The following is a 9,926-nucleotide window of genomic DNA, read 5'->3' on the forward strand; positions in this document are numbered from 1 at the left end:
CTCTGGCTCTTCTCCTTGTCTCATAACGTTTCTTTTTGTGTATCGCTATTTCAGGACGGGACATAATGAAATAAAAAGAGCCATGATACAGCTGTATCATGGCTCTTTTTATTTCTGTTTAAACGTGATGCTTATTACACATCCATTGCTTCAAGTGCTTCTTTCGCCTCTACAAAATAGTTGCGAATTTTATCTTTCTGATCCAGGGCATTTTCCTCTGGATTAATGGCGTGAGCGGCCTCCATTACTTCCGTTACCTCGGTATCGACCTCAAGAAAGCTATCTTCCTGAATTGCGTCCATCAGTTCGGCGGCAAGAACAAATGCTTCATGCATTTTATCTGCATGTTTCAATACATACGGATCAGTTTGGATTTCACGAGCAACTTCCTCCAGAGCGCCTATACGTTCCTGGATTTCAGCATCCATACTTGTTTCCTGCTCTGCAATAGCTACAAGAGCATTCTGTAGTCTTAAAATACCGTCGCTGGTATACTCATGGTCGAGTCCCATATCTGCTCCTTCAAGAGGTTCTTCCACAAACTGGGTAAACTCACTTACCGCACCTATGGCACTAACACCAGTAAGTTCGTTAGATACTCTTTCCTCTTCAAGAATAGGTTGCTCATAAGCAACTGGCTCTGGTTCAACAGGCTCACTATCTGCGAAAATCCACCAGCCAAGGGCTACTAAAACCAATAATGCAAGTATCCATGGCCAAACCGGCTTATTTTTATCTTTCTCAATTCTTATATCTGCCATAACTAAAAAAATTTTTAAGGTTTAAAAAATTCGTTTCTGCCCAATTATACGGAGACTATCGGTATACGTTGGGGATTTTTTAGATTTTCCAGCCATAAACAACTGAAAATCAAACGAAAAACAACATTCTAGCAGCACACAAGCTTTGCGTAAGGGGAAATATCGTGTACTGGGAATTTCATCATTGGTGAGTAAACCGCAGACCCTTTACCGGCTTCGGAAGAGGTGCTTTAAAAGCAATAGGCAGTGCTCTGTTGAGTTTACGGGTTCAAAAAAGAAATACTGCGCATTAATTTTTATTCACAGTACGGAAACTTTCGTTTGCAGGAAATCGCAGCCCTAAAATAAAAGCCATACCCTGCTTACCTCCTAAAGGTTAACAAGCCCGGGAGCCACGGGTTACTTACTTACACCAACTGATTACTTATTATGCAATCTTTAGTTCCTGCCCCCTGGACGCTCCATGGAAATGGTTTCGTTCTTCTTTACCATCTTCCTGAAAGCTTTAACCGCCGGTGGGGATTTATGCAGGATTTTCAGCACCAAGGGTACAAAGGGTGGTTAGGTGCAGTAATGTTAATGGATTACGTAAGCTCCCCCGCTGGCCCTTACCAGGAGCTGCTGTTTATTCCCGGCCTAATCCACAGGGGCGGCAAACTGGGTTTTACGGTATCAAAAATTTACACCTCTACAGAAATTAGCCAGCAAAGCGGGCTGTATAACTGGGGGTTCCCGAAAGAGCATGCTCATTTCGAATGGAACCAGAAAAGTGGTGGAACTCAACATATTAAAGTAGAGCATAATGGAGAGCTGATCCTGGAAAGTGAAATCAACAAGAAGACACTGAGCTTCCCCTTCTCCACTAAGCTGCTGCCCCTGAATCGACTCATCCAGCAGGCGGGCGACAACTTCTTTTTTACCCGCCCACGGGCATCAGGCCGGTTAGGATTTGCTTCTGTACATGACATTTCGGCCGGCTCCTCATTTTTTCCTCCTGTACAGGAACGAAAGCCGTTGGCAGTTCTCTCGTTTCGAAACTTTACAATGGAGTTCCCGCCGGCATCGGTGCTATCCTCCTACCCTGCACTTAAACAATAACAGCCATAAGGGCTTTAAAGTGATTACCCAGACCTGCCCTACCGTTAAGATCCGGCGGTTCAGAAGCCGATCGCCATATCATCTCCACGAGGATCGGCGCCGCCTTCGAGCCTCCCGTCGGGCCGAACCAGTATGGCATCTACCCGGCCGATGGTGCCTGGCTTAGGCACCACCCGGTGCCCCATCAGCCACAGTTTTATGTATTCACCCAAGCTAAAAGCACGCCATTCCGACAGCACGCCGTCTGGTTTCCACTGATGGTGAAAGCGCGGCGCATTAACTGCTCCCTGCATAGGGAAGTCATGAACGATGACATTTAGTATCGTCTGGTAAACCGAGGTGATGATGGTGGAGCCTCCTGGACTACCCACCACCATATATAACTCTCCTTCTTTTTCAAGAATGGTGGGAGTCATGGAACTAAGCATGCGCTTGCCAGGCTCAATAGCATTGGCTTCTCCACCAACCAGGCCATACTGGTTGGGATAACCGGGCTTTACGCTGAAGTCATTCATTTCGTTATTCAGCAAAAAACCAGCTCCGTCGACAAATACCTTTGAGCCGAAAGTACTGTTAAGGGTGGTAGTAGCCGATACTGCATTTCCTTCGCTATCTACAATGGAATAGTGAGTGGTATTAGGTCCTTCATAGGGAGCCGGATCGCCGGCAGAAACTTCATCGCTGTCTGTAGCCTCTTCAGGAGAAAAGCTGGCCATTCTGCTTTTTATGTAGTTGATGTTTAGCAGGCCCTGCACAGGCACATCGTAATAAGCCGGATCTCCCAGGTGAGCAGCCCGGTCGGCATATACCCTTCGCTCCGCTTCAATCATTAAATGAGCAGAAGGGATACTGTGCCAGCCCCACTGGTCGAGCGGATAATCTTCGGTAATAGCCAGGAGCTGAATAAGGGCAATACCGCCACTGGAAGGCGGCGGCATGGAAATTACACGATAATCGCCAAAGGTGCCGGTAATCGGTTCACGCCAGATGGAACGGTAACCGGCAAGGTCTTCTTTAGAAATAATACCGCCCCCTCTTTCCATTTCTTCCACAATAAGCGCTGCCGTAGGCCCTTCATAAAAGCCTGCCCTGCCTTTATCGCGGATAAGGGCAAGGGTTCGAGCCATATCCTCCAGCACCAGTGTATCTCCCTCTTCCCACTCATCCTTCAGCACAAAGTCGGGTGGCACAGTATTGTACTCCAGAAAATCCTCCTGGTGCTCGTTCAGCTTTTCGGCTTCCTTTTCGGTTAGGGGGAAACCCTGTGCCGCCAGCCTTACCGCCGGCTCGACCAGCTCCTCCCAGGGCAGGGTGCCGTATTTTTCATGAGCCCGTACCATTCCATCTACCGTGCCCGGCACCCCGGCTGCCAGATGGCCACTTACGCTCAGCCCTTCTATTACCTCTCCGTTCTCATCGAGGTACATATCGCGGCTGGCCGCTGCCGGGGCTTCTTCGCGGTAATCCAGGGCATCGATGCGGCCATCGTCCATTCGGATAATCATAAAACCACCGCCCCCGATATTGCCTGCATCGGGGTATACCACCGCCAGCGCAAACTCTACTGCTATGGCAGCATCCACGGCATTACCACCCTGCTCCATTATCTGCGCTCCCACGGCTGAGGCAAGAGGGTGAGCCGATACGACCATGGCTTCTTCGGTTATCACCCCAACTTCGTCCAGCTCCCATTCATTACAGGCAACAACATTAATAAATACAAAAAGGAGCAGTAGTATTCTCATCATCCGAAAGCCTTTTCTATTTAATTTTATGCAGTGAAGGTTTAAAGGAAAAATAAAAGAGATGTTCACCTGTCAGTGAGCGAATTATTCCCCCTGTCTTGTTCTATTTACCAGTAAGCTGAACAAGCTACACTGGAATAAGTTTAAGTCCTTTCCTTAATATCTGTTCTCGCTCTTTAACTGAAATTAATTCACGTTCAGGATATCTCAGAGGCTGTACCTTCCGTATAAAGTTTAACAGAATATTTTATAAAGGAGGAATGCTAAAACAGGCAAAGGCGAAATCACTAAAGAATTCGAACAGCTTATACTATCTTTGCGGCCATTCTAATTGCCTAATAATAAGACAGTTCGATACAAATAAAAAGGGAACCTGAACCAAGATGCTGAAATAAAGTTAAGACCATTATGAGAAAAGTACATTTATTCCTCAGCTTACTCATCGGACTGTTTGGGACAGGTTTGCTGGAGGCACAAACTGTAAAACCGGTAAGCTATTACCCGATGCTCGAATGGGATACATCGCCCTATAAATCTTACCGCTATACCCGGGAAAACACCTCCTGGGATTACATCAACTTCCGGCTCTTATTCCCTAATGGCTATGACTCTACCGCTAACAATGGCAAAAAATACCCCCTTATCATTGTATTGCATGGTGGTGGTGAATCGGCATTAATGGAATGGAATAATTCCACCAAAACCAACACCCTTTATCCAGAGGGCGACCCCAGGAGAGAAAATAATGATCATCAGCTGTTTTATGGGGGTCGCCAGCACCTGGAGGCTGTAAGAAGTGGTCGCTTTCCGGGTTTTGTGCTATTCCCGCAAAACTTCTACGGCACCTGGATTAATGATAATGGCGAACCTACTACTGAAACTTATAAAGACCTGCAAAAAACGCTGGAGCTGATAGACTTTCTGGTACAGAAGCTAAAAATAGACCCAAGCAGAATATACATTCAAGGTCTCTCCAATGGGGGCGGCGGAACCTGGCATGCCATTTACAAACGTCCCGATCTTTTCGCTGCTGCCCTGCCCATGTCGCACCGGGGGCATCCTGCCATGGCCGAAACCATTAAGCATATACCGCTGTGGGTTTTCCAGGGAGCACTGGATGAGAACCCTTCTCCCGACGCAACAAGAAAAACCGTTAAAGCCATTGAAGATGCCGGAGGTAACGTCCGCTATACCGAGTACGACAGTGTGGGCCATAATACATGGAACAGGGCTTATAATGAACCAGACTTTTTTGAGTGGATGCTGGCACAGGTAAAAAGCAAAACAACAAATTATGCTCCGGAAGTGAGTGCAGGATCGGACAAAGTTCTCACCCTGCCCAATAACAGCACGACCTTTACCGCCTCCGCTTCCGATGCCGATGGCACTGTAGAAGCTTTTAACTGGGAGCAGGTGGAAGGGCCGGCGGCTTCCTTAAGCGGGGCAAATACACAGTCGCTTTCTGTTAGCAATCTCACCCAGGGGATGTATGAGTTTAGAGTTACCATAAAAGATGACGATGGCCTTGCTGCTTCCGACGAGGTACGGTTAATGGTAAATTCCCCGACTGAAGAAAACCAGCCACCCACTGTAAGTGTTAGCAGCGATACCAGTATTACACTCCCTTCCGACACCGTACGCTTGCTGGCTACGGCCTCCGACGAAGATGGAACAATAGCTTCTTATCAATGGACCAAGGTAAGCGGTCCTCTGGTTACCATGACCAACGCCAACGCTCCCGAACTTTCTCTTTCTGAACTGGAAGAAGGGCAGTATACCTTCCAGATAATGGTGGCCGATGAAAAGGGTGCAATGGCCACCGATGAGCTTAGGCTCACCGTGAATTCCATTCCCACCGGTATTGAAGATAAAGGCTTTGGAGCGCTTCGCGAAGTAACTTTTTTTCCCAATCCATTCAGCAGGGAGTTAAACCTGAATGTTCAGGTAAACCAGAGAGATGTTTATCATTTAAGTGTTTACAACGTCCAGGGGCAGCTCATCCATCAGGAAAAGGTAGAGATTACTCCTCCCGGCCTTGAGCAGTACCGCATAAATATTCCGGCCGCAGTTTATACCAAAGGCAGTTACTTTATTCGCTTACAGGCAGAAAAAGGAGACTATAGCAGAATATTTATGCTGATTAAAAAATAAACCTGCCCCATTGTAGCACTGTGGAACCTGCCGGGGAGGTGGATCTCATGGCAGGTTCCACAATACTTCATCAGCATGAACTGCGCATGAACGCATTTTCCGACCAAGCATATATTTGCTATATGTATATGAAAATATTGATTCTCCTGTTTGTAAGTAGCTTTATTTCCTTAACGAGCTTCGCGCAGGGTGCCGGCACCCCTCAGCAAAAGGTTGTAGCGGGCCGGAAGAATAGTGCAAAACAGCAGGATAAGCCTTATATTATCCTTATTTCTGCAGATGGCTTTCGTCATGATTATGCCGAAATGCATGGAGCGGACAACCTGCTTCGCCTGAGCAAACAGGGGGTACAGGCCGCGTCAATGATTCCTTCCTTCCCTTCCAAAACTTTCCCGAACCACTATAGCATTGTTACGGGCCTGTACCCTGCTCATCATGGCCTGGTAAGCAACCATTTTTACGACCCTGAACGTGCAGAAATATATAGTCCCCGCAACAGGAGACAGGTAGAAGACGGGAGCTGGTATGGAGGTGTTCCTCTCTGGGTGCTGGCTGAGCAGCAGCAAATGCTGAGCGCCAGCTTTTACTGGGTTGGATCCGAGGCCGATATCAATGGGCTGCATCCCACTTACTATTACCGCTACAGCGAAGAAATTCCGATGGAGGAGCGTATACAGACCGTCGTTAACTGGCTAAACCTGCCGGAAGGAAGCCGCCCGCACCTTATTACTTTTTACCTCCCCGAAGCAGATCATGCAGGGCACCGCTATGGACCTGAAGCGCCTCAAACCCGGCAGGCAGTGCAGTTTATTGATCAAAGCATTCAGCAACTGACAGCCGCTGTTGCCGAAACAGGCTTGCCGGTGAATTATATTTTCGTATCGGACCATGGCATGACAGCCGTAGATACGGCTCACACCTTATCCCTTCCTGCAGTTATTGACACCAGCAATTTTATAGTAGTGGAAGGAGATGTAATGACCACCCTTTATGCCAAGGACACGGCCGCTGTTCGTCCTACCTATGCCGCACTAAAAGAGGCGGAGAATGGATTTACCACCTATCTTACCAATCAAACTCCGGCGCACTGGCATTACAATTCTAAAGAAGATAGCACAGGACGTGTAGGTGATATTTTACTATTGGCCGACTGGCCCTCCATTTTCAGTCCGCCCGATGCCCGCCGGGTAGTTCCGGGAAGGCATGGCTATGACCCGAGGATTGTAGAGGATATGCAGGCAACTTTTTATGCCTGGGGACCCGCCTTTAAAGAGCAGTTACAAATTTCTTCTTTTGAAAATGTACACCTCTATCCACTCATTGCAGCCTTGCTGGAACTTCCTTATCAGCACAAGATAGACGGGCGCCTGGAGGTGCTGGAAAAAGTATTGAAGAAGCCCCTTAGCGGTAAAAAGGGCAAAAAATAAAGCTGCCCCAGTTTCAGGGGCAGCTCTTCGTTCAATTAATTTCTACTGTTTAATTTGTTTATCTAATATTTTCTAGGTTTCCACCACCTGGCAGGTAAATCTGGAGCCCAAGACCAACTGAAAACCCTGACTGGAAAACATTTGCTTCTGTATCAGTAAAACTCACAGTTCCCTCTAAGGCTACATGTTCAGCTACAAAGTGAGCAAGGCCCGCTTCTACGCCGAAAAGGAAAGAAAAAGCCTCGTCATCGGGTATGTTATCATCAGAGCTACCAGCAAAACCAAGGCTGGCCCCGGCAAACCAGGCATTCGCACTATTTTCTGCTCCGCCAAAATAATAGCGGGCCATCGGAGCAACTCCATATGAAAGGGCCGACGGTCCATCTGAAATCTGAGTAAAAATCAGTCCTCTTGCACCTAGCGCAAAGTTGTCAGAAACAAAATACGCCGCACTCGGATCTACTCTGAGTCGGAAGGTTTCAATATCAGCATTGTAACCAATGTTACCGATGTTTCCGCCAACCATCCAGTTACCTTCCGACAGCGCATCGGCGGCTACCGGGGCAGTAATCTGTGGAGGAGATTGAGGAAGCACACCCTGTGCCTGTGCACATAGGAAGCTAAGCAATAGTAAAGGGGTAAGTAAAAAAAGTCGTCTCATTGTTTAAAAAATTTTTGTTCTAAAAATAAATAGGCAAAGTGCCATTTTCTCTTGTCATATCTACGACTGAAAAGATCTTTTGTTTTAAAAGTACAAAAGTTTCAAAAAAGCCGGAGGATTAAAAAGGAAGCAGCCAAACCTTACTCACAGAACATTTTGCTCCTGTAAAACAGCCTTTTCCCAGGGCATCTGTTGAAAGAGCTGTTTTGCCAAATTTTATTTTTATTCCACATTAACTTTTCCCTTTGGTGCAGCATGAGAAGAAAAAATAATTTTCCACCGGAGAGCAACTTTTTCTCTTTTTTTGAGTACAAGAAGATGCTCTCAAACCTCTGATTCTCATACGTTTTCCCTACCCCACGCGCTATTTTTTCAATCCGGAAGGGGAAAATATGTTTAAGTGAAATTAATTTAAAAATTTAGCTAAATAATTGCATCAATCTCACACACATATTGTATCTTGCATTAAGTTAACACACTGACAATTAACGCCTTACTCAATCAAAGGATAAATCATTGAATTCCTGAAGTTGGTTTTTATCGGAACGGTCTATGAAAAATCTTTACATCACCATTTTTTTATTGCTTGGAGCATTTTCTCTAAGCCAGATACAGGCCCAAACCATTACTCCGGTGGCCTATTACCCCATGCTTTCCTGGGACACTTCGCCTTACAAATCCTTTCGATATACAAGGGCGGGCGGCTCCTGGGACTGGATGAACTTTCGTCTTTTATACCCACAAGGGTATGATTCTCTTGCAAATGATGGCAAAAAGTATCCCATTATTATAATGCTGCACGGTGCCGGCGAATCGGCCAGGATGGAATGGAGCACCAAAGAACCTTATCCTTCCGGCGATCCAAGGATTGACAATAATGATCACCAGCTACTTTATGGTGGAAGAGAACACCTGAAGGCTGTCACAACCGGCCGTTTTCCGGGTTTTGTGCTATTCCCGCAGAATTTCTACGGCACCTGGATTAATGGTAAAGGAGAAGCCACCTCTACTTACCGCGAGGATCTCAAAAAGGCAGTGGAAATAATCGAGCTGTTGGTTACCAAGCTCAAGGTCGACCCGGACCGAATATATGTACACGGTCTTTCTAATGGCGGAGCCGGCTCCTGGTATGCCGCTTTTAAACGTCCCGACCTTTTTGCCGCTGCCCTGCCGATGTCCGCCCCAGGCGATCCCGCTATGGCCCAGCAGTTAAAAAGTGTACCACTGTGGGTATTCCAGGGTGAGTTGGACACAAATCCCAGACCAGCCGCAACCCTGGAAACTGTTAATGCAGTAAGAGAGGCAGGTGGCAGCGTTCGCTATACGGAATATACCAATGTACGCCATAATACCTGGAATAAAGCGTACACTGAGCCCGACTTTTTCGAGTGGATGCTTTCTCATACTAAAAATACCAGTACCACCAATAATCCGCCAATCGTCAATGCCGGGCTGGATAAGAGTATTAAACTTCCCCAGGATACCACCTCTTTCATTGCCAGTGCTTCGGACAAAGACGGCTCCATTGCTTCTTTTCTGTGGGCACAGCTTAGTGGCCCTACGGTTACACTTTCCGGATCGAAAACAGCGACCCTTAAACTATCGGGCCTGAAGGAAGGCAGCTACAGTTTTAGAGTGACTGTTACTGATAATAAAGGAGCAACTGCATCTGATGAAGTAAGCTTGAGCGTACAGGCAGGTTCTACTCAGCAACACGCCCCTGTTCTGGCAACCATCGGTAAGCAGTCGGTAAAAGAAGGGCAGCTGAAAGAATTACTCCTCACTGCCAGCGATGCCGACGGAGATATTGTAAGCTTCCTGCTGGAGGGTACTGTTCCTTCTTTTGTCAGCCTCACAGACCACCGAAACAATACTGCTACCCTACAAATTAAACCGGCTAGTGGAACGGCAGGCGCCTATGCCGTGACCGTGGTGGCAAAGGATAATTCCCTCCAGGATAAAGAGCTTGTAAACATTGATGTAACCGCACCAGAAAGCAACAATGAGCTGTGCCAGTCACTGGTATTGAATGGCAGCACTGCTGCTTCGCTAAGCAAGAACCTGGTGCTGAGCGGCGACTTTA

Annotated in this window: 7 protein-coding genes; 4 read left to right on the forward strand and 3 right to left on the reverse strand. The window is 47.1% G+C overall.

Going from position 1 to position 9,926, the window contains the following annotated elements:
* Positions 1-134: 134 nt before the first annotated feature.
* Positions 135-761, reverse strand: coding sequence for a hypothetical protein (locus F752_RS0122970; protein WP_017734094.1), 627 nt, complete (start codon positions 759-761; stop codon positions 135-137).
* Between the two features lie 429 nt (positions 762-1,190).
* On the opposite strand from F752_RS0122970, the gene F752_RS0122975 reads away from it, so the two are divergent.
* Complete coding sequence (locus F752_RS0122975; protein ID WP_017734095.1) at positions 1,191-1,859, forward strand: acetoacetate decarboxylase family protein; 669 nt, start codon at positions 1,191-1,193, stop codon at positions 1,857-1,859.
* A 59-nt stretch (positions 1,860-1,918) separates the two neighbouring features.
* Here the strand turns inward: F752_RS0122975 and ggt are convergent, their stop codons facing one another.
* Positions 1,919-3,607, reverse strand: a complete 1,689-nt coding sequence (gene ggt / locus F752_RS0122980) for a gamma-glutamyltransferase (protein WP_316928892.1) — start codon at positions 3,605-3,607, stop codon at positions 1,919-1,921.
* Positions 3,608-4,012: 405 nt separating this feature from the next.
* On the opposite strand from ggt, the gene F752_RS25670 reads away from it, so the two are divergent.
* Positions 4,013-5,755 (forward strand): PKD domain-containing protein, encoded by a 1,743-nt coding sequence (locus F752_RS25670; protein ID WP_017734097.1) that lies wholly within the window; start codon positions 4,013-4,015, stop codon positions 5,753-5,755.
* 47 nt (positions 5,756-5,802) lie between these two features.
* Entirely contained in the window at positions 5,803-7,182 is a 1,380-nt protein-coding gene (locus F752_RS0122990; RefSeq protein WP_236614064.1) for an alkaline phosphatase family protein, read from the forward strand.
* A 58-nt stretch (positions 7,183-7,240) separates the two neighbouring features.
* Here F752_RS0122990 and F752_RS0122995 read toward each other — a convergent pair whose 3' ends face one another.
* Positions 7,241-7,843: a porin family protein gene (locus F752_RS0122995; protein ID WP_040665109.1), complete on the reverse strand. Its 603-nt coding sequence runs from the start codon at positions 7,841-7,843 to the stop codon at positions 7,241-7,243.
* A gap of 552 nt (positions 7,844-8,395) precedes the next feature.
* Here F752_RS0122995 and F752_RS25675 point away from each other — a divergent pair.
* A partial coding sequence (locus F752_RS25675) for a carboxylesterase family protein (RefSeq protein WP_051049937.1) occupies positions 8,396-9,926 on the forward strand: 1,531 nt, incomplete at its 3' end.

This window comes from Nafulsella turpanensis ZLM-10 (genome assembly GCF_000346615.1).
GTDB classification, from domain to species: domain Bacteria; phylum Bacteroidota; class Bacteroidia; order Cytophagales; family Cyclobacteriaceae; genus Nafulsella; species Nafulsella turpanensis.